The following is a 19,906-nucleotide window of genomic DNA, read 5'->3' on the forward strand; positions in this document are numbered from 1 at the left end:
ATTTCACAAACGAGTGCAAAACGACTATAAACCTCTCCATAGAGAGGATAAGGCTTTTATAGAAATATTACAATTTCGCCGATTTAAAATATCTCAAATACGGCTCAAATTTTCCTTAACTGGAGAAATTATGTTATACTTAGAGGAGAAAATTTTTAGGAAATAAGACAAGGAAGTAACTTTTTGTGAAAAAAATAACCAAGAATTTACTCAATTTCATGAGTACGAGACTAGGTTTTGTCTTGATTTTACTGGTCCTCTATTGGATAAAAACTATGTGGGCCTACACGATTGATTTCAACCTCGATATTCAAGGTTTCTATCAAGTATTTTTAGCTATTATCAACCCTTTTCCTATCAGCCTCTTGCTACTAGGACTGGCACTTTATGTAAAACGAACCAAATTATTCTACAGCTTAGCCTTCGGAATCTATCTGCTCCTCTTTGCTTGGCTGGTATCTAATTCCATTTACTACCGCGAGTTCAGTGACTTTGTTACGGTCAACACTATGCTGGCTTCTAGCAGCGTTTCAGCTGGTCTTGGGGAAGCAGCACTTGAGCTCTTCCGCCCTTGGGATATTCTTTATCTGATTGATTTCCCGATTTTGGCCTTCTTATTCTTTAAGAAATACATCCGTATGGATGACCGCCCTTTCAATAAACGTGCCAGCTTTGCTGTGACCTCCCTGTCTGCCATGCTGTTCTCTGCCAACTTATTCTTGGCTGAAATTGACCGGCCTGAGCTCTTGTCACGTGGATTTTCCAACTATTATGTCGTTCGGGCTCTGGGCTTGCCAGCCTTTCTAGGTTACAGTGCTAACCAGACATATACCGCCAATCGTGAGCGCTCCAAAGCTTCTGAAAAAGACTTGGAACCAGTAACAGAATATATCCAATCCCACTATGCGGAACCAAATCCAGAATATTACGGGATTGCCAAAGGCCGCAATGTTATCTATGTCCATCTGGAAAGCTTCCAGCAGTTCCTGATTGACTATAAGCTGCAGGCAGATGGGAAAGAGTACGAGGTGACACCTTTCCTTAATTCCCTCTACCACTCCAATTCGACTCTGGCTTTCTCTAATGTCTTCAACCAGGTCAAGGCTGGTAAGACTTCTGATGCTGAAACCATGATTGAAACTGGACTCTTCGGTCTCAACCAAGGATCCTTTATGGTTAACTACGGTGGTACTAATACCCAGCAAGCTGCACCTTTTATTCTTTCCAAAAACGGCGGCTACACTTCCGCTGTTTTCCACGGAAACACTGGAAGCTTCTGGAACCGTAATACAGCTTACAAGCAATGGGGTTATAACTATTTCTTCGATGCGTCATACTTTACCAAGCAGGACGATACCAACTCCTTCCAGTATGGTTTGAACGACAAGATTATGCTGAAAGATTCCATCAAATATCTGGAACACCTGCAGCAGCCTTTCTATGCTAAGTATATCACGGTTTCCAACCACTATCCTTACACGACTAGCTTGATTGGTGACGAAATTGGCTTCCCGCTGGCTAAGACCAAGGATGAAACCATCAACGGTTACTTTGCTACTGCCAACTACCTAGATTCTTCTGTCAAGGCCTTGTTTGACTATCTCAAAGAATCCGGCCTCTATGACAACTCTATTATCGTTCTCTATGGAGACCATTTTGGAATTTCCCAAACCCGTAATCCTAACTTGGCCCCTCTTGTAGGAAAGACCTCTGAGACTTGGTCCAACTACGACAATGCCATGATGCAGCGCGTGCCTTACATGGTCGTAGTTCCTGGCATGGACAAAGGAAAGATAATTGATACCTACGCCGGTCAAGTGGATATGCTGCCAACATTGGAGCATTTGCTGGGCATTGACTCTAAAAACTACCTTCAGGTCGGCCAAGATATGCTATCAAGTCAGCACCAGCAAATCACAGCTTTCCGCTCCAGCAATAACTTTGTCACTCCAAAATACACTAGCTTCAACGGACGGACCTACTACACCCAGACCGGTGAAGAAATTACCAATCCTGACGAAACCATCAAGAAAGAACTGGATGAAATTCGTAATGCTGCCAATACCCAGCTGAAGATTAGTGACGCTATTCAAACGGGTGACTTGATTCGCTTCTACAAGGGTAATGACTTGGGCAAGGTCAACCCTAAAGATTACTCTTATCTTAATTCAATGAAGGCCTTGTTGGCTATTGAAAAGGAAAAAGGCGACCAATCAACCAGTCTTTACTCTAAGCGAGGCAATGTCTCCACTGTGGATCTCTTTAATTCGCCAAGCTATAGAGCACTGCATCCCGAACAGTTCCAAACTAGCAGCAGCGACGAAGACAGCAGTCAGGAAGACTCGAGCTCTTCCAGCTCTAGCTCCACAGCCAATCCATAGATAGCAAAAGCCTTAAGTCCATTGGACTTAAGGCTTTTCAGGCTCTATAATTTCTGTATTGGGTAAAACCGCTGTAGGAATTATGGAGTCCCTTTTGTTGTAGAAAAAAAGTCCCATAAGCCCTATAATGAAAAGCGACCAAACCATCATTAGAAAGACTCTTATGGAACAGTTCAATTTTATCACAAACTTACTGGGAATAAAAGACCAGAATATCACTATCTTGGACATTATAGATGCTGGTACACATAAAGAAATCATCGCTAAGCTAGATTATCCTGCTCCTAAATGCCCTCACTGTCAAGGACAAATGGCTAAATATGACTTCCAAAAAGAATCAAAAATTCCCTATCTAGAGTGTGCGGGATATAAAACGCTGATTCGCTTAAAGAAACGACGTTTCCGATGTAAAGTCTGTAGGAAAGTAGCTGTCGCAGAGACTTCCTTAGTCAAGAAGAATCACCAAATTGCAACCATCGTCAAGCAGAAAATTGCCCAAAAATTAATCGAGAAAGTCCCTCTGATAGCTATCGCCGAAAGTTTATCTGTATCTACTTCCACCGTCATTCGTAAGTTGAAAGAATTCAAGTTCAAGGCAAACCTCACTCAACTACCTTCCAGAACACATGAGCTGGGATGTGGAAACAGTCAGGGAAGTGACTGTTTCAATCGGCAGATAGAGATGAGCTTTATTGCACAGGATTTTGATTCAAGAAGGATTATAGCTATCTTAGACGGACGGACTCAAGCAACGATTCGCAATCACTTTCTGCGCTATTCCAGACAGGTCCGAAATAGCGTGAAAATCATTACAATGGACATGTTTAGCCCCTACTACGATATTGCCAGAAAACTATTCCCAAACGCTAAAATCGTTCTGGATCGTTTTCACATTGTACAACATCTAAGTCGGGCTATGAACCGCCTTCGTATCCAAATCATGAATCAGTTTGATAGGAAATCACACGAATATAAGGCCATCAAACGCTACTGGAAACTCATTCAACAGGATAGCCGTAAACTCAGCCATAAACGTTTTTATCGTCCAACTTTTCGCATGCACTTGACCAGCGGAGAGATTCTAGAAAAACTTCTCTCTTGCTCTCAAGAACTCCGAGAACACTATAAACTCTACCAACTCCTGCTTTTTCATTTTCAAGAGAAAAAAACTGGGCATTTCTTTGGACTCATTGAAGATACCCTCTCTTGTGTAAATCCTATTTTTCAAACTGTTTTTAAGACCTTTATGAAAGATGAGGACAAGATCCTGAACGCACTGGAACTGCCCTACTCAAACGCAAAACTAGAAGCTACTAACAACCTCATCAAGGTCATCAAGCCCAATGCTTTCGGCTTTCGGAACTTTGAAAACTTTAAAACTAGAATCCTCATCGCTTTGAATATCAAAAAGGAGAGGACTAAATCAGTCCTCTCCAGATTATAACTTTTCATCAACCCACTACAGTTGACAAAGAGCCCGAAAAAAAGGGATAAGTTGCAGATAAGTGAAAACCTCTAAAGTTGGAAAACTTTAGAGGTTCATGCTAAGGTTGAAAATGCTGGTGCAAGATAGCAAAGTAATCCTGCGGATTATGAAGAAATGGGAAGTGGCCGCTGTTTTTAATCGTAAAGACTTGGGCGCTAGGGTAGCGGCTGATGACAAAATGTTCACTGGCACCAAAAATATCATTGTCACCAAAGGTCACGGTGATAGGAAAAGGAGGATGTTCTAGGCGGGGCAAGAGAGGGTAGGCCATAATTTCCTTTCTTGTCTGATTGCCTGCTTGGACTGAAACATTGCTCATGTCTAGTTTCACATCATGAAAGGCTGGATAGTCGGCATTGTAATTACGGACAACTTGGCGAAAGAGAGCCTGCGAAGCCTTGGAACTACCGAGATTGCCGAGCAGAGAATAGATTCCCATTTTTAGCAATTCGATAGTCGTGCAGTGATTTTTATTGTAATTCATCATCTCTTTTTCCATTTGCTGCCACTGCTTGCTCGTGCCTGTTCCCGGAGAGGAAAGAAAGAGACTAAGAACCCGCTCAGGGATTTTGCTGGCGTAGATTTGCGCGTACAATCCGCCCCAGGAATGTCCCAAAAGGTGAAATTTATCTACATTGAAGTGGTCGGCAATCGTGTTGATGTCCGCAATGTAGGCTTCCATGCTGTAGTCGCCACTCAGGCAGGGCGATTTTCTCGTTCCCCGCTGGTGAAAGACAATCAGTTGATAATCTTTTTCGAGCTTAGGGATAAAGAGCTTGAAGTCATCAGGCGTTCCCGGTCCACCGTGCAGCAGGATAATCGTTTCCTTGTCAGGATTGGGATAGCAAACGGTGTAGAGTTGGTCGTATCCGTTTTGAATCATTGTTTCGATTTTTTGAGAATGGGTCATAGCTTTCCTTTCTATTAAAGTGCCCACCATTGGTAGAGGCTCCAGTAGAGGATATTGAGAACGACGATAAGTGAAGCGCTGCTGGTCAAGTAGGTCAAGATTTTTCGACCCTTGCTCACTTGGAAGGTTGAGCGCAGGAAGATGGGCAGCGCAGCATTGACCAGAAAAATCAGTGCTAAGAAGGCAAAGAGAATGGCTTGCCAGCGATAATCGGGCATGTACTTGCCCGAAACGGCAACGATGACGAGACCTGCTAGATTGACTAGGCTAACCAAAATCAGTCCGCAAGTGCCATAATGCCAAATTTTCCAACTTCTTGGAGTCGCTCTTTTACTTTCTTTCCCAAAAAGCAAGCGATACACCTTACCCAAAGCAGCTAACAAAAGAACAAGCACAGCATAAACAACTGCGAGACCCAGCAGAGCGACAGAACCATAATCCTTTACCACCTCCCAAAGCGAGAGCTTTTCTAAATGATTATAGGTTGTTTCAACTTCTGTTCGTCCTTGGCGATGTTGCCAAAGCCAGTAGTTGCTGAGTAGCAGATGACCGTCTTTGATCACATCTTTCACATAAAAAGTATAAACAGGAGTAAGGCGCGAAATAGAGGTCGGGCCTTGCTGAATGGAGCGGGAAGTCCGATACATGCCCTCCTGAAAGTCTTTTTGAGACTGGTTAGGGGCTTGCTTTTTCTTGCCAAAGACTAAATCGGGCAGACCGAAAGAAAAGGTGGCTTCTTCTCTCTGATTTACCATGGTAACCATGCCGATACCCGACTTGAAATCCAGCGAAATCATGGTTGAAAAACCGGCAAAAGAATGACCGCCGTGCCCTAAAATAGAGCCTATCTCATACTCTGTCACCCAAAAGCCGTGGGCATTCTTAGCGACTGCTTTATCTGAGAATGTAGAAGTTGTCTGATACAGTTCATTCCAGGTTTCTGGGCGCTTAAAGAGCTTTTCCTTTCTCAAAAGAGCTTGCGCGAACCGCTTGAAATCGGCAAAAGTCCCTGTCGCCTGCCCCGCTGGATAAATATCCGCGGGAAGCAATTTATCTAGATATAAACTTCCGTTTGTATCATAGGTTTTCTCACCCTGCCGCTTGTCTCGGACATAGGTATTGTCCGACAAATCAGGTAAGAGAGCGGTATGGTTCATGCCCAAAGGCTGGAAAATATGCTCGTGGACATAATCCGCAAAGTCTTGTCCGCTGATGCGCTCTACGATATAGCCTGCTAGAGCTGTACTGTAATTGGAATAGGATGTCACCGTCCCTGGCTCATAAGTTTGAGCGGGCTGGCTTTTTAGTAATTCTTCCAAGCTCTTGCCTGTTCCTGTGTTCAGCGGCGTTTCATCAAAACCCGCTTGGTGGTTCATCAGATCCAGCATGGTAATGGGCTTGTCGTATTTGAGGTGTTTCAGGAAATCCTTGGGCAAATACTCTTTTATATCTGTTTTTAGGTCAATTTTTCCTTCTTCCCAGAGCTGCATGACGCTGAGCCAGACGGTCAATTTGGTGGCAGAGCCCCACTCAAAAACCGAGTTGTCGTCCACAGCCAGCTTCTTTTCCTTGTCCATATAGCCAAAGTTCTTTTGGTAAATGGTTTGGCCGTCCTTATCAAAGACTGCTGCCGCCAGTCCCGCGCTGGTTTTTTCGTGTTCCTTGTGGAAATTTTCAATTTTCTGACCGATTTGGTCATAAGGCGTGCCCGACGGCAATTTTTGCTGGTCAGCTCGAACTTGCGCTGCTCCAAAAGCCACCAAGCCACATGTTACCAGCGCCACAGCGCTTTTCAAAAATGATGTTTTCATGATTGCCTCCTTAGAATTTAAACTGCCTTCCCCTTTGCACCCTTATCCTAACAAAAGGGCAGCGCCAAATCTACCCTTTTTCGGTAAGTGGTAAGTTTCTGCAGGTAAGTGGTAGAAAAAGTAGCTCTATAATTTCTGTAGTGGGTAAAACCACTGTAGGAATGAGCGAAACGCTTTCGGCTTTCGGAACTTTGACAACTTTAAAACTAGAATCATCATCGCTTTGAATATCAAAAAGGAGAGGACTGATTTAGTCCTCTCCAGATTATAACTTTTCATCAACCTACTACGGTTTACAAAGAGCCGCTTTTCATGTAGCTAATAACTTATTGAATAACTTCAAAAACAGAAACCGTCAGATTTTCAACATAGAAAGGCTTCTTATGACGGCTATTGCCCACTATGAGACGCAGCTTATCTGCATTCGGCAGGTAGTAAGGCAGGCCGCTAGCATTAAAAATGACTTGATAGTGCTTGTCATCCTTAATCTCAAAGATAATCAAACCACTGCCCTGCTCGGCTGATTGGACAAAGACATGCTTATAAATATCTTCATAGGTCTGATAAGAAAAGGCTTTGCAGCTTGTCTTGAGGCGAATGATGTTCTTGATAAAATCAATACTCTCTTGATGATCCTGCAAAATATCCCAATTTACCTGATTGACTATATCAGGTGCATTGTAGCTATTCATTGCCCTTTCGCGATCGCTATGCAGGACTTGGCCGTCCTCCCCCGTAGCTACGAGCTTAGTACGGGAAAATTCCTGTCCAACCTCCATGAAAGACATGCCCTGCATGAGCAGGTTCATAGCAGTTGCCAGCTCAATCCGCTTGGTACGAGTCAGAATATCATCATCGGGATGCAGCTCCGCAAGCAAATCATGCAGATTGAAATTGTCGTGAGCCTCCACGTAGTTAAGAACTTGATCAGGACTGAGATAGCTGCCTAGCTCACTGCTGCCAAGGATAGACTTAGCGACGATATCCTCCGTCGCCTGACCACTGACAAAACCAGCCTTGATGCCGCCGTAAACCTCGGCTCCCTTGACCGCATCCCGCTCTGTATCATTGAAAAATCCAATCCGCGGCAACTGATAAGCATTGTCCTTCTTGGCTTTATCTTCTGGTCTCAGACCCGTTCCCATATCCCAGCCTTCTCCATAGAGCAGGATTCTCGGATCCACCTTATCCATAGCTTGACGAATGGCATTCATCGTTTCCACATCATGAATTCCCATTAGGTCGAAGCGGAAGCCATCTACATTGAACTCCTCTACCCAGTACAGCAGAGAGTCAATCATAAACTTGCGGAACATCTCGTGCTCACTGGCTGTCTCACTCCCCACTCCAGTTCCGTTTTGGAAAGAGCCGTTAGGATTCATCCGATAGTAATAATCCGGTACCGTAGCCTGAAAAGCTGAGTCATAGGTCGAGTAGATGTGATTGTAAACAACATCCAGTGTCACAGAGATCCCTGCATCATGGTAGGCATGAATCATCGTTTTCAAATCACGGATGGCCTGCGCTGGGTCAGCAGGATTGCTGGAAAAGCTAGTCTCTGGAGCATGATAATTCTGCGGGTCATAGCCCCAGTTGTAGATTAGCTCTCCATTTTCATCATAGTCCTTGTGACGATCAGACACGGGCTGAAGCTGGACAACATTAATGCCTAAATTACTGATATAGTCAAAGCCTGTCTTTTGCCCTTGATGATTGGTAGTGCCTTTTTGACAGGCTCCCAAGAAGGTCCCGCACAGCTGACTGTCCACGCCTGAAGTCTCCGACTTGGTCAAATCCCGAATGTGCATCTCATAAATCACTGCCTGATTTGGATTATCCAAGCGCCAGAAAGCTTCTTTATCCTGTCTAACATGAAAACCAGCTACTTCTGTCTCATCCGCTCCAAGAATCGCTGAGCGCTTACCATCTGGACTGGTCGCAACGGTATAGGGATCTCGAGTGTAAAAATTGCGGTATTCAAAGCTAACATGGTAGTGATAGGTCTTTCCGGTCAAGTCTTCTGCTATTTCAGTTGACCAGACACCAATGGTGTTTTCCTTATGGTCGTGAGAATATCGGTCACCTTTTTGCATTGGGAAGATTTTATAAACAGGAGCTTGATTGTCAGCTGATTCATAGACTACTAGTTCTACCTTCTTAGCTGTCGGTGCCCAAACTTTGAAGGTATGTGCTCCGTCCGTCTGACGGTGTCCCAACCAGCCTTGATAGCCCCAGCATTCATCAAAATAGTCTGTTCTTAGAGCCATATCAAAGTTATGCGGACGCCGGCGTGAATACTGGTGACTTGTCGTTGCAGCCTGCAGGGAATAATACACCTGAGCATCTCCCTCAATCAGCCAAATTTCCGTCACCAGATGAGGAGGTAACAAATCAATATGATAGTCACAGGACTGGCTAGACCAGTCTGAGCGTTTGATAATTACATGAGCGTGATCTAAGGGCTCCCAGGTTTGAAATGATAATTCCCCCTGAATACCAAAATAATCAAGTTTGGAAAAGGCTGCTTCCTTTCCCCATTGGTTTATTTGCCACTGCCACATATCATAGGAGAAATAATCTCCAGTAGGATTGTGGTAATGGACTAAGACTTTATAGTCTAGCATGTTTTTTCATCTCTTATCTAAAATTATTCTATTGAAAGGGCAGTCTGACTGATTTCATCAATATTAGCAAAAAATTCCAAATGACCGTGCAGCACTTCCAGTTCAACAGGCGTATCGCCGCCGTATTCTCCATCCAAATTTAGCATAAATGGACCTTTTTTATCTAAAACTTCCAGCTGCAGCTTGCTTGTTTTGAGGTATTCTACATTGATATCGCCAACGTGCTGACCGCCATTGATAGCCTGCATCATCAGACTCAGCATGTCAAAGAGATTGGCTGTCTTGACCAAAATCAAGGTAAAATTCCCATCGTCTAATTTAGTGTCTGGCGCTAGCTTTTCAAAACCACCGATAGAATTGGTCAGAGCCGCAAACATGAGCGAAATCTTTCCTTCAAAGACACCGTGGTCGTGCTTGATACGGACCTTGCGGAACTTAGAGCGAGGGAGTTTTTTTGCTCCTTCTGCAACATAGGCAAAGTAGCCTAGGCGGGATTTGACCTCGCTAGGAACGCTGTAAGTTAGCTCTGTCAGGGTTCCAGCTGCTGCAATATTAATAAAATACTTGCTGCCATATGCCCGGCCAATATCCATTTTAATGGTCTGATTTTTTTCGATAATGCGGGCTGCCGCTACTGGATCTCCCATGGGAATCTTGAGAGCACGCGCATAATCGTTGGTTGTACCAGTTGGAATAAAGGCCAATTTAGGCCGTTCATCCAGATTCGCCACACCATTAACTACCTCATTGATGGTACCGTCGCCGCCTGCCGCAATAATCAAATCAAAACCTGCTTTTGCTGCTCTTTCAGCTTCTTTTTGAGCAGAAAGAGGCGCTGGTGTGGTTTGGTAGGCGCTGGTTTCATAACCCACATCCTCCAAAACATCCAAAACTTCCGCAATATTTTTCTTAATAATTTCCTGTCCCGAAGTCGGGTTATAAATCAATCGTGCTCGTTTAATCTTATCCTTCATACTTCAGCCTCATAAGCTATCAAGCCAATCTTCATCCCGAATTTCAATTCCTAACTCCTGAGCCTTGGCAAGCTTGCTGCCGGCATCTGCGCCAGCTACTACCAGATCCGTTTTTTTAGAAACAGATCCGGAAACATTAGCACCCAGACTCTGCAATTTTTCTTTAGCCTGATTGCGGGTCAATTTTTGTAATTTACCAGTCAGGACAACCGTCATACCTGATAGGGCTGCATCTGCATCTGCCTTTTGCCCCAGATAGTCCAGATTTACACCTGCTTCTTGCAGCTCAGCCAAAAGAATCTGAGAGCCTTCCTGCTCAAAATAGGTATGCAGGCTTTGGGCAATCACAGTTCCAAGGCTGTCAATAGTCGCAATTTCTTCTTGGCTGGCCTGAGACAGCTTAGGAATATCATGGAATTTCTCCAGCAAAATCCGACTGGCCTTGCTTCCCACATGGCGAATTCCCAAGCCGAACAAGAGACGTTCAGCCGAGTTCTCCTTGGAAGCTTGAATAGCAGTATACAATTTATTTGCTGATTTTTCCTTAAAGTTCTCTAGTTCTAGTAAATTTTCTACCGTTAGCCGATAGATTCCAGCCACATCCTTGACTAGATTTTGAGCAAAGAGCTTCTCTACCACTGCTGGACCAAGGCCAATAATGTTCATGGCATCCCGGCTGGCAAAGTGAATCAAGCCCTCCTTGATTTGGGCTGGACAGAGCGGATTGATGCAGCGCAGAGCGACTTCATCTTCAAAATGTACCAGCTCACTCTCACAGCTCGGACAGTGACTTGGTATTTCCAGAGGCTCCTCTGAGATACGCTTGGACTCCACCACTCGCAAGACAGCAGGAATAATATCCCCCGCCTTATAGACGATAACGGTGTCTTTCTGACGAATATCCTTCTCCGCAATATAGTCCACATTATGCAAAGTCGCTCGGCTGACAGTCGTTCCCGCTAGCTGCACTGGCGTCAGATTGGCTGTCGGAGTCACAACTCCTGTCCGACCCACTGTCCAGTCAACAGACAGAAGCTGGGCTTCCTTTTCCTCAGCTGGAAACTTATAGGCGATGGCCCACTTAGGTGCCTTGACAGTAAAGCCAATCTCCTCTTGCACAGCCAAGTCATTGACCTTGATGACAATACCGTCAATCTCATAAGGAAGACTGTCCCGCTCCTGAGCAATCTTTTCGATAAACTCCCAAACTGAGTCGATAGAATCCGCCAGAATATGAGTAGGATTGACTGAAAAGCCCAAATCTGCCAGCTTGTTTAAGACGGCTTCTTGGCTGCCAACCTGAGTCGGACTGGCCTCTTGGTATAGGAAAGTCGCTAGATTGCGCTTAGCCACAACTGCTGTGTCCAGCTGGCGCAAGGTTCCCGCTGCTGCATTACGTGGATTGGCAAACTCAGGCTCACCATTTTCCTGTCGCAGCTGATTGACCGCATCAAAGGATGCCTTGGGCATATAGCACTCTCCGCGAACCGTAATGTCCAGCGGTTCTTTCAAAGTCAGTGGAATATCCTTGACTCGCTTGAGATTTTCAGTAATGTTTTCACCAACAGAACCATCCCCCCGAGTCGCTCCTGCTACCAAGATTCCATTTTCATAGGTCAGGGAAATAGAGAGCCCATCAATCTTGAGTTCACAAAGATAAGAGACCTGAGGAAACTCCTTACGAACTCGCTGGTCAAAGGCTATTAATTCTTCACGTGAAAAAGCATCCTGCAAACTAAAGAGAGGATACTGGTGTGGATATTTTTCAAATCCTTCTAAAATCTTCCCTCCCACCCGATGTGTCGGACTGTCAGGAAGGATATCGGTTGGGTACTTTTCTTCTAACTCCGCTAACTCACGATAGAGTCTGTCATACTCGCTGTCCGATACACTTGGCCTGTCTGCCGTATAATATTCATGGGCATATCGGTTGAGCAGTTCTACTAATTCTGACATTCTTTCTTTCATACTTCTATTTTATCACAAATACACAAAATCTTCCTCTATTTGTTCCGAATTCTTCCTAAAAAACAAGAGGACATCATAACCACCCGTCTAACGGGTGGTTTGTCCCAGGGCTATAAGCCCACATCACCAGCCAGCGCCTAAAGACGCTGGCTTTCACTTTGTTCAAGCCTCATTGCTCTTGACTCGTCACAAACCTCTCAAAGAGGTGTTTGCATTACTTACCACTATCCCTAAAGGGATCCTCATATTCTTTTACACTCAATTTATCCAACGCTATATCATGCTTTTCCTGCTCTTGGATATATTTCTTAATTGTGGCTTCATTAAGTCCTACTGTACTCACGTAATAGCCTTCCGCCCAAAAATGTCGGTTCCCAAACTTGTACTTTAGGTTGGCGTGTTTGTCAAACATCATGAATGCACTTTTCCCTTTTAAATACCCCATGAAACTAGAAACACTTATCCTTGGTGGAATACTTACTAACATATGTACATGATTCGGCATCAAGTGACCCTCGATAATTTCAACACCTTTATAACTACATAATCGGTGAAATATTTCACCCAAACTGTTTCGATATTGATTATAGATAAGATTCACCTATACTTAGGTATAAACACAATGTGATATTTACACATCCACTTTGGGTAGTGTAAAATAAGTTTTGTAAACACAAAAAGGAATAAATCCGTTATAGTAGAGTTGCGAAACATTACTAGAAAGAGATTTATTCCTATGACACAGTTTACTACAGAATTGCTTAACTTCCTAGCCCAAAAGCAAGATATTGATGAATTTTTTCTTTTCTTTCTTCCAAACTATCTGACAAAAGTGCTTCTTTCCAAAAATCTGGAATTGGGGCATTTAGAATATTTGCTTTATCTGTTACAATTTCTACTTCTGAAGAAGTTAAAGTATACTTGTTTAAAAATTCTATTTTATCTGTCATTTACTCTACCCCACTGCAAAAAAGAGGACGTCCGTCCTCTTAAAACCTTACTACAAGCTGTAGCCATAAAAATATTTTGTACTTTTTTTCCACTCTTTTTGAGCCAGAAAGTCTACGTATTCTTGAGCTTTCCGTAAATCTTGCTCGCTAACTTCCTGTCCATATTCAAGTGGAAAATGATAACCAGATAAGACTGAAAGAAGACTTGGCTGGATAAAAAGAGCGAAACGTTCCTTTTGGTTAGCCGCCATATACAAACGCTGGAAGATGATTTTTGTTAAATCACCAAGAAAAATCGGTCCCTTTTCATAGTAATAAAGTCTTTTATCAACTGATTGGACTTTATCCAAATAATACTGTCCCACTTCATCAAGGTCGGCTTCTTCACCAAGAACATCATAGTAATCTAGATAAGAGTCTAAACTATCACGAATAGCAACCGCTACATCTGTATCTTCCCAATCCTCCCATAAAGCTAGCAAATAAGGGATGACTTCATAAGACAGACTGTTAATCGCGCTTGAAGCAAAAGTTAAAGCACCAAGCTCTGACACATTAGCTAAAAAATTCAAATTTTGAGGATTTTCTAAATCTTCGTGAGTACAGACTGAACAAAACAAGCGAATACACAGATTAAGCACGGCATCGTCTTTAGTGGTATTCATCAAGTCAATCAAAAGATTTTTTACAGAAAAATCTCCTTTTTTGAGCAATTCAGCAATTAACAAGATACAATCTTTTTCATCTTGTACTTGCACTAATTTTTCTCTCAATTCTTCTACTGAGAGAGCTTATCTCATCGTACCATGAACCTGTTAGTAATATATTTTTAACCATTAAAAACTTTACCCAAAATCATCGGTTTTCTGTGAATATCTTTTCTAAACCTTCAAAAATGACATCCCGCAAGACTTCGTTATAACTGTCATACTGACGCATGGCTTGAATTTTGTCAAAAGCGATTTTAATCGTGCCGTCCACCAAAATCGTAAGCCCAGCAATTTCCTCATCTGACCCCTCTTTCCCGAAAGTGTCATTTAAAATAATCAATCGTCTATTTTCTTCCATTTCGCAAATATAATACGATATATAGCCTACTTTTATAAAGTTACACGGACATGCTCTCCGTCAACTCCGTCTAGAAATATCGTCGGTAAATCTGGATGTTGTTTTTTCAACTTAAATTTCTGCACTTTACTAAGTTCAGGCAAATAACCAAGCTCTCCGTCAGGAAATTTGTTCTCACATAAATCTTTATATAAAGACGTCACAAAGTCTTGCCAAACTGGCGAGGAATATTCTCCGAACCCCTCGAAAAGGAAACGGTAGCCGTCCGCTCTATCAAATGCCAGTAGCGCTACAGCGTTAGTACAAGCAGGATTGTCAAGTACCGCTTGCGGAAGGTCAAAGCCACTGTCCCAGTTATAATTGTCTAACAAGATGAACAGTTGTTCGGAGCTATTTATACTTTGAACTTGTTCTAGTGCTCTTGTTATGTCTTCAGAGAATAGAATATTTGTTAAAAATTTCATGTTATTAGTCATAAAATCATCCTTCAATAATTAGTCTAAATTTTTCATAAATCTTTCCCAAAGTTCGGCGGTTGCGCCAAATTTAGGATATAAAGGCAGACCCTTATCTTGCAGTATGCCTAATTTTCTTTGTAACTCTTTAACCTCTTTTTGCAACATTGCAGGAGATTGATTTACATCAATATTATCTAACTGTGCACGAACAAATTCATTATACGTGGAGTGATAACCTCTATGTCTTGATAATGGACTAACACTTGTAGTATCTACCGAATCTGGCACAGGCAAAAATTTCCCATTACTTGCATCATCCAAATCCATACCCATTTTTTGTATAACAGGGTGATCAGCCATATCTGCCGGAATTATGTGTTGGGCTTGATAACCAGTCCATTTTTGCCCCCTACTAAGCCCCCATATCTTCCATCATATTTTTACCTAGTACAGAGTGAGCAAGTATGAGATAAAAGCAAATCATGCCTCTCCCAACCTCCCTCAACACTTACTCTTCCCAAAAGTAATAAAATTAGTATAGCATAAGATGAAAAGATATCAAGGTAAGCTAGAAAAATTTATAATTCTGATTGCTGGTATTAGAAAAAAGAGGGCGAGCGTCCTCTTTCTATTTTCCGCATTCAGCCACTAAATCATATGGGAAGTAATTTACTCCCTTAAAATCTTCAGGGTTCAAACCCATGATTTTGCAGATTGCGCCTGCTTCAAAAGACCAGTAGCCAACATAGTTATCAATATTACGCTTATGTAAGTCATACCAACCATTTCCTCGCTGACCTTGATACCACTCTTTTTCCAAATAGTACTTTAATAAGTCAGTTGCTTCAGCTAAATTTTCTGCTTGAGTTATTTTTTGTGTAAAAACATAGGGACGTGGAAACATAAAATCATCGCGAATTTTCCAATCAGGATGACGATAATGAATAAGATAATCAATCAAATAATCAACTGGGTCATCTTTTTTCACTAAGTCAACTAACTTGTCAAAGACTTCTGTTTCAATGTCCAACATAATTCCAATAGACAAAGCCCAGAGCATATGAACATAACCGCTATTACTATACCAAATTGGTACCAAACTATCCACCAATTTAATATATTCTTCCTTAACAGCTTCAAGTGGTTAACCCACTGAATAGGTTGCTATTAGTATTTCTTCTTGATAGCCAGCAATGATTTTATGCGAACTTTTTATAACTTGAATATTTGGACGTGAAAATTTCTGAACACCTTTAGCCTCTAACTTATTTAGTTCTTCAATGTCCTCATACTATTCTTTTATAAATTGTTTGTAGTTCTCAATTAAATAATTATATTTATCTTCAGTATTCAGTCTATCTCTTAATTTCATTTGTTTATCACCTATTCATCAGTATAGCAAAAAAGAGGACGATTGTCCTCTTTTTTATGAATATAAATTAACCATCAAACCCTATCGTTATCCACTCATCAACAATAGCCCAAAAGTCTAAATGATAACGAGCAGGAGCAGAAGAATCCCATAAAACTGCTTCAGAAAGAGGATTGCCCTCTGATAAATCCAAAACAACATATCTTCCCATACCATTCGTAAAGAATGAATAACTAGAAGATAAATCAATAGGAACAGGAGCACCATCTTCCAAAATCCCCCACTCTTCATCTGCCAATCTCATGATAGACTGTGTAGCTTCAAGTCCCATACTACGACTTGGATAATAGTAAAAGCCATCGTGTAGTTCAAAATAAAATTTCTTTAAACTTTCAGGTAGCTGCGAAACGAAAGACTCCCCTATAGAATTTAAAGCCGCTTTTGTTTTATTAGGATTTCCTCCAGCGTAATACATGACTTTGTGTCTTCTACCAACTACTGTATAAAGCAAATAAAAATCTTGACCGATTTTCATAACTTCAACGTCATATAAATATTCAGACAGATAAGAAGTTGTATTTATAAGGTATTTCCCTACTTTTTGCTGCCAATGTAAAACTTGTTTCACGCGTTCTTGACGTTCTGATATGGCTAGAATATCTTGCCATAATTTAGGAAGTTCTTGAACATTACTATCAACACCTGTCAAAATTTCAACTTGGTGTTCATTTAATGTATATTTGTTTAAAAAATCTATTTTATCTATCATCTACTCCACCCCGCTGATACCAGTATAGCAAAAAAGAGGACGATTGCCCTCTTTTGACCTCTATTTTACTTCTGCGACTTCTAAAAAGACTTGTTTGAAATCCTCATAAATCGTAAAAGCTGTTTTTAAAATATCTTCCAATTCGTCGTAGTCACTGAAATTGGGCATTTTGATACGATAGTCTGGATCAATCATCAATCTGGAATAAATTCCCCACGGCATGCCTGCAATTGATTTTTCTTTATCTTTAACAGCCCAAATGAGCTCTACTGTTCCATTATAAAGTACAATATGCAGACCGAACCGATAATCTTCTATCTTTTCATAAAATTTAAAAAATTTCTCTTTGGGGTCAAAACCGGGAATATAGCCAGCCTCTGAAATCATATCCATAACTAACTCACCGTCAAGATATTTTAACGGTGTTTTATTTCTTAATTTCTCCGGACTATATTCTTTTGATAAGGCCTCATAGCGGTTGATGAAGTCAATATCAAGCAGAACTTGTTTAACAATCAAGTTTAGCTCCATGATTATTTATCATCTCCAAACAACTGTACATAATAGGTATGAACAGCTTCGTCTGTCAAATCAACTTCTTTCTCCTGCAAAGCAGTCGTAGCCGCCACTGACAAATCTGAAAACAGAGAAAGATTTTCCTTGTACTGAGTAAAAAACTCTGTTAAGGTCGCTTCATCCACCGCTTCAATCGTCTCGGGTAGATACTTTTCGCCACTTTCGTCGTAGCTTAATTTACAGATATAAGCCACAAAGTCTGCTATGCAGACCCAGACTGACGGAGCACTTTCTTTGTCAAGGTCAAAATAAGTAAGAATATCTTCCTCGTTTATATTTTCCAAGCGGTCATATAAAGCGTCAGGAGACACCGTTTCTTTATCCAAAAGAAAATCTTGCGTCATCTCAAGCGTCTTTTTGACAAAAACAATATCTTCCTTTTTCTTCAAATATGACGGTAAACACTCCGTCAAGATTTGCATGAAGTTTGCTAATTTATAATTTTCCATTTTTCACCTCAATCAACATATTTCCCGTTTTGAACAGTAAAGTTTGATCTTCCTGTCACTCGGACACCTTCAACTTGATTGGAAGATACTTTTATCTTTAAATTTGGGTATCTTTCACTTAGTTGTTTTATTACTCCAGATGCCTTATCGGGATTACCTAAACCACTTAAACAAGTAGGACATACTCCACTTGGATTTGATTGATACAAGTGTAAGACTCCCTTAACTTCTTCGTTTGATAAACCTGCTTTTTCCACAGCTTCAACGAACTCATTTGCCACATCTTCCTCGGCATGACGAGTCGCAGACGCAATTTTACCAGAACTTTTAATCGCTCTATCTGGTTTTAACACATCTAAATCATCTAGACCAGCTTCTTTTCTAACTCTTGGAGAGCCTCCTTTAAATACTATGTCTTCTAGACCTTCTATATCTGTTTTTGCAACAGCAAGTGTGTCAGTTTCTGGAACTCCCCAATCCTCTCGTAAACGCGAAATTTCATCTGGGCCCCAATTTGTATCTTCCTCCTCAACCTTCCCAGCCTTAGTGGCTTCGGTATCCACCTCTTCTGGCTTCTGCACCTTCTTGCCAGCGTCAGGGGTGACTTCGGGTTGTCCGGCTTTGGGTAGGTCGGGCTCTTGCGCCTTGACCTTGGGAACGGCACTGGCACTAGCTGCCGCAGCGTCAATGTCTGGTTTGACCTTGGTTTCCATTTCTGGCTTGACCTTGGTCGGATTGACTTCGGCCGGACGACTGGTTTCGATGTCTGGCTTCTTGCTCACATCCACTTCTTTTGGACGACTGTTTGGTGACGCCACCTCGCTCGGCTTGAGTTGTTAATCTCGGATTGGATTGTCAATGTACTTGTTTAAAATTTCCATTTTGTTCCCCTACACTTTCCAGTATAACAAAAAAGAGGACTAACGTCCTCTTAAATAAAACTATGACTCCCTGATTTCAGCCAATCCACGAACAATAGCATCTTGAATTAAGTCTAAGGTTGAATTATATCCTTTTGTTTCCTTAAGAATATCTGTCACGTCTTTGACAACACCGTCAACAATGAGAGTAATGCCCTCTACTGTTTCTCCGCTATCGCCCTTTTCAAATTGTTCTGTCATCATTGTCATTTTCATTGATTTATCGGACATTCTTTTCCCCTTTCTTTCTATTTCTACTCATAAAAAGATTATTTATCCTCAATAATAGAAATATACTCACTAGGAATTGGCTCAGAAAGCCATATATCTTCATTCCCAATATAAAATTTTACACCATTTTCCCAAGCAGACTGGGCAGCAACTTCTAAAATGATAGCTCTGTCATCTCTTCTCAAAGCTACCTGCTTTGCTGTACTCACATCAGAAGACAAATGAACATACTGCCTTTCTTTTGGAATTAGCCCAGTTTGTAAAATCTGATTTAAAAATCTTTGAACTGTTCCATGGTATAAAATTTTCGGTGGTTTATTGGCTGTTTTAGATAATTTGTCTTTTATTGAATGTCCATAAAAAGCCCTAATCTTTTCACCTTTTATTTCATGACGCTTTTTGTCAGATAGTTCTATCATTGTTTCAAGGTCATCTCTTGTAAGTCCTTTCCATAAAGGAGTTTCTGATAATTTATGTATTAAATCATCAACTGAACACCACCCCTCCGAGTCCAGCTTTATACCATATTTATCTGGATTATGTCTTAATATATAGGATACTTCTCTACTAAGTTTTGTATAATCAAACAAGCCTTTCCACCTCAAAACTATCAGCAATTATTTGAAAGAAACCTGAGCCGTCTAGGTAAAAAGCATAATGATTAGGAGACCAAAACGCATAGTCCCTTTCATTTGCTTCTTTTAACTCCGCTAATCTTTTAGAATTTTCAATTTTAATGACTGTATCATAAGAACCCTCTGTTATTCCAAATTTTGAGGATGTCCGAGTAAATTCCAAGACTGATTGAAATTTTAGTAGAACATCACTAAATTGTTCCTCATCATCATAACCTGAAATCCGAATTGCAACCTCCAAACCTGTTATCTGAATTTCAGGCTCTTTTTCTAAATTTGAAGAAAACATAGGTAAAACATATTCTGTTTTGTATGTCATATTTA

At 41.4% G+C, this 19,906-nt stretch carries 19 protein-coding genes and 2 pseudogenes; 2 read left to right on the plus strand and 19 right to left on the minus strand.

Going from position 1 to position 19,906, the window contains the following annotated elements:
• Window positions 1–185: 185 nt before the first annotated feature.
• Complete coding sequence (locus K1J09_RS01685; protein ID WP_223322489.1) at window positions 186–2,381, plus strand: LTA synthase family protein; 2,196 nt, start codon at window positions 186–188, stop codon at window positions 2,379–2,381.
• Between the two features lie 163 nt (window positions 2,382–2,544).
• A complete protein-coding gene (locus K1J09_RS01690) occupies window positions 2,545–3,825 on the plus strand; it encodes an ISL3 family transposase (RefSeq protein ID WP_223322488.1) in 1,281 nt (426 codons plus the stop codon).
• A 100-nt stretch (window positions 3,826–3,925) separates the two neighbouring features.
• Here K1J09_RS01690 and K1J09_RS01695 read toward each other — a convergent pair whose 3' ends face one another.
• The 19 genes and pseudogenes from K1J09_RS01695 to K1J09_RS01785 form a co-directional block, all read right to left on the minus strand.
• On the minus strand, window positions 3,926–4,807 hold the full coding sequence (locus tag K1J09_RS01695; RefSeq protein ID WP_185760080.1) for an alpha/beta fold hydrolase: 882 nt from the start codon (window positions 4,805–4,807) through the stop codon (window positions 3,926–3,928).
• Window positions 4,792–6,588 (minus strand): serine hydrolase domain-containing protein, encoded by a 1,797-nt coding sequence (locus tag K1J09_RS01700; protein ID WP_223322487.1) that lies wholly within the window; start codon window positions 6,586–6,588, stop codon window positions 4,792–4,794. The genes K1J09_RS01695 and K1J09_RS01700 overlap by 16 nt, the downstream gene beginning before the upstream one ends.
• A gap of 326 nt (window positions 6,589–6,914) precedes the next feature.
• Entirely contained in the window at window positions 6,915–9,212 is a 2,298-nt protein-coding gene (gene pulA, locus K1J09_RS01705; RefSeq protein ID WP_223322486.1) for a type I pullulanase, read from the minus strand.
• 23 nt (window positions 9,213–9,235) lie between these two features.
• Window positions 9,236–10,186 carry a diacylglycerol kinase family lipid kinase gene (locus tag K1J09_RS01710; RefSeq protein ID WP_002895076.1) on the minus strand — a complete coding sequence of 317 codons (951 nt, stop codon included), beginning with the start codon at window positions 10,184–10,186 and terminating at the stop codon, window positions 9,236–9,238.
• 9 nt (window positions 10,187–10,195) lie between these two features.
• Window positions 10,196–12,154, minus strand: coding sequence for an NAD-dependent DNA ligase LigA (gene ligA, locus K1J09_RS01715; protein WP_223322485.1), 1,959 nt, complete (start codon window positions 12,152–12,154; stop codon window positions 10,196–10,198).
• A gap of 214 nt (window positions 12,155–12,368) precedes the next feature.
• Window positions 12,369–12,793 (minus strand): annotated as a pseudogene (tnpA, locus tag K1J09_RS01720) (IS200/IS605 family transposase).
• 122 nt (window positions 12,794–12,915) lie between these two features.
• Window positions 12,916–13,104, minus strand: a complete 189-nt coding sequence (locus K1J09_RS01725; RefSeq protein ID WP_002933180.1) for a hypothetical protein — start codon at window positions 13,102–13,104, stop codon at window positions 12,916–12,918.
• Window positions 13,105–13,154: 50 nt separating this feature from the next.
• Window positions 13,155–13,862, minus strand: a complete 708-nt coding sequence (imm47, locus tag K1J09_RS01730) for an Imm47 family immunity protein (protein ID WP_317627912.1) — start codon at window positions 13,860–13,862, stop codon at window positions 13,155–13,157.
• A gap of 97 nt (window positions 13,863–13,959) precedes the next feature.
• The gene (locus K1J09_RS01735; protein WP_002924195.1) at window positions 13,960–14,172 is read right to left on the minus strand and encodes a hypothetical protein; all 213 of its coding nucleotides are present in this window, start codon (window positions 14,170–14,172) and stop codon (window positions 13,960–13,962) included.
• Between the two features lie 32 nt (window positions 14,173–14,204).
• Window positions 14,205–14,648 (minus strand): DUF4274 domain-containing protein, encoded by a 444-nt coding sequence (locus K1J09_RS01740; RefSeq protein WP_002924193.1) that lies wholly within the window; start codon window positions 14,646–14,648, stop codon window positions 14,205–14,207.
• A gap of 18 nt (window positions 14,649–14,666) precedes the next feature.
• Window positions 14,667–14,990 (minus strand): AHH domain-containing protein, encoded by a 324-nt coding sequence (locus K1J09_RS01745; RefSeq protein WP_232212191.1) that lies wholly within the window; start codon window positions 14,988–14,990, stop codon window positions 14,667–14,669.
• 268 nt (window positions 14,991–15,258) lie between these two features.
• Window positions 15,259–15,912: pseudogene (locus K1J09_RS01750) on the minus strand (PoNe immunity protein domain-containing protein).
• A gap of 157 nt (window positions 15,913–16,069) precedes the next feature.
• The gene (locus K1J09_RS01755) at window positions 16,070–16,771 is read right to left on the minus strand and encodes an SMI1/KNR4 family protein (protein ID WP_009659380.1); all 702 of its coding nucleotides are present in this window, start codon (window positions 16,769–16,771) and stop codon (window positions 16,070–16,072) included.
• A 60-nt stretch (window positions 16,772–16,831) separates the two neighbouring features.
• Window positions 16,832–17,290, minus strand: coding sequence for a hypothetical protein (locus K1J09_RS01760; protein ID WP_223314003.1), 459 nt, complete (start codon window positions 17,288–17,290; stop codon window positions 16,832–16,834).
• 14 nt (window positions 17,291–17,304) lie between these two features.
• On the minus strand, window positions 17,305–17,796 hold the full coding sequence (locus K1J09_RS01765) for an Imm6 family immunity protein (protein ID WP_004190956.1): 492 nt from the start codon (window positions 17,794–17,796) through the stop codon (window positions 17,305–17,307).
• Window positions 17,797–17,804: 8 nt separating this feature from the next.
• Complete coding sequence (locus tag K1J09_RS01770; protein WP_223314004.1) at window positions 17,805–18,614, minus strand: hypothetical protein; 810 nt, start codon at window positions 18,612–18,614, stop codon at window positions 17,805–17,807.
• 123 nt (window positions 18,615–18,737) lie between these two features.
• Window positions 18,738–18,947, minus strand: a complete 210-nt coding sequence (locus tag K1J09_RS01775; RefSeq protein ID WP_002924190.1) for a hypothetical protein — start codon at window positions 18,945–18,947, stop codon at window positions 18,738–18,740.
• A 38-nt stretch (window positions 18,948–18,985) separates the two neighbouring features.
• Window positions 18,986–19,537, minus strand: a complete 552-nt coding sequence (locus K1J09_RS01780) for an RNA 2'-phosphotransferase (protein WP_223322482.1) — start codon at window positions 19,535–19,537, stop codon at window positions 18,986–18,988.
• Window positions 19,530–19,901, minus strand: a complete 372-nt coding sequence (locus K1J09_RS01785; RefSeq protein ID WP_002924187.1) for a hypothetical protein — start codon at window positions 19,899–19,901, stop codon at window positions 19,530–19,532. Before K1J09_RS01785 ends, K1J09_RS01780 begins: the two co-directional genes overlap by 8 nt.
• Window positions 19,902–19,906: the final 5 nt, after the last annotated feature.

This window comes from Streptococcus sanguinis, from assembly GCF_019928825.1.
Classification (GTDB): domain Bacteria; phylum Bacillota; class Bacilli; order Lactobacillales; family Streptococcaceae; genus Streptococcus; species Streptococcus sanguinis_L.

Coding starts and splice junctions, on each gene's coding strand:
- ligA (WP_223322485.1), bottom strand. CDS start 12,154: ATGAAAGAAAGAATGTCAGAATTAGTAGAACTGCTCAACCGATATGCC.
- K1J09_RS01765 (WP_004190956.1), bottom strand. CDS start 17,796: ATGGAAAATTATAAATTAGCAAACTTCATGCAAATCTTGACGGAGTGT.
- K1J09_RS01755 (WP_009659380.1), bottom strand. CDS start 16,771: ATGATAGATAAAATAGATTTTTTAAACAAATATACATTAAATGAACAC.
- K1J09_RS01690 (WP_223322488.1), top strand. CDS start 2,545: ATGGAACAGTTCAATTTTATCACAAACTTACTGGGAATAAAAGACCAG.
- pulA (WP_223322486.1), bottom strand. CDS start 9,212: ATGCTAGACTATAAAGTCTTAGTCCATTACCACAATCCTACTGGAGAT.
- K1J09_RS01695 (WP_185760080.1), bottom strand. CDS start 4,807: ATGGTGGGCACTTTAATAGAAAGGAAAGCTATGACCCATTCTCAAAAA.
- K1J09_RS01785 (WP_002924187.1), bottom strand. CDS start 19,901: ATGACATACAAAACAGAATATGTTTTACCTATGTTTTCTTCAAATTTA.
- K1J09_RS01735 (WP_002924195.1), bottom strand. CDS start 14,172: ATGGAAGAAAATAGACGATTGATTATTTTAAATGACACTTTCGGGAAA.
- K1J09_RS01710 (WP_002895076.1), bottom strand. CDS start 10,186: ATGAAGGATAAGATTAAACGAGCACGATTGATTTATAACCCGACTTCG.
- K1J09_RS01775 (WP_002924190.1), bottom strand. CDS start 18,947: ATGTCCGATAAATCAATGAAAATGACAATGATGACAGAACAATTTGAA.
- K1J09_RS01700 (WP_223322487.1), bottom strand. CDS start 6,588: ATGAAAACATCATTTTTGAAAAGCGCTGTGGCGCTGGTAACATGTGGC.
- K1J09_RS01725 (WP_002933180.1), bottom strand. CDS start 13,104: ATGACAGATAAAATAGAATTTTTAAACAAGTATACTTTAACTTCTTCA.
- K1J09_RS01740 (WP_002924193.1), bottom strand. CDS start 14,648: ATGACTAATAACATGAAATTTTTAACAAATATTCTATTCTCTGAAGAC.
- K1J09_RS01745 (WP_232212191.1), bottom strand. CDS start 14,990: ATGGCTGATCACCCTGTTATACAAAAAATGGGTATGGATTTGGATGAT.